This is a genomic window from Bacillus sp. LR--39 (assembly GCF_053613335.1).
Map to the genome: position 1 here is coordinate 1 of NZ_JBSIOT010001352.1, position 566 is coordinate 566.

Below are 566 nucleotides of genomic sequence, written 5' to 3' on the forward strand. Positions count from 1 at the left end.
GCGTTTGCGGGGTATAGCGTCCGGAAAAAAGCTGAAGGTATGTTCCTTTAAAATCAATAAAGCCGAACGCTTTTACCACTTGCTTGAGCGGCTTGAACTCCCTTTCGGCAACGATGGAGGCAAGGAGGTTTCGCTCCCTTTCATAATCGTCAAACGTATTCTCCGTAAAGCGCTGTTCCTCCTGAAGACGTTTATAAGCCTTTAAGTATTCCTCTTTATCCAGCAGCTCGCTTTCTTCGATGACCCAGTCTTTTTTTCTTTCCTGGCGTTCATATTTATTCAGGAGCTGCAACAGCCATTTTCCCGTTTGTTCAATCCGGTTGGACAGCGTGTCTGAATGATCAAGGGCCGCGAAAAATTTCCGCATCTGACCGCTTGTGATGATCCTTTTTCCGCGAAAGGTGATATGTTTAAACACCAGGTGCCCTTTTGCCAAATATTTGACGTAATCATCGATGATGCCTTTGAAAGCCAGACTGGATTTCAATTCAATCGATTTCATCCGGATGCGCTGCTCCTCACCGTCTGAAGCGGTTAAACAATATTCAAGCTGATCGAACGGAGTC

1 pseudogene is annotated in these 566 nt (G+C 45.6%); it reads right to left on the reverse strand.

The features are described from left to right. A pseudogene (locus tag ACWHAR_RS30435) lies at positions 1 to 566 on the reverse strand (helicase); the annotation flags it as partial.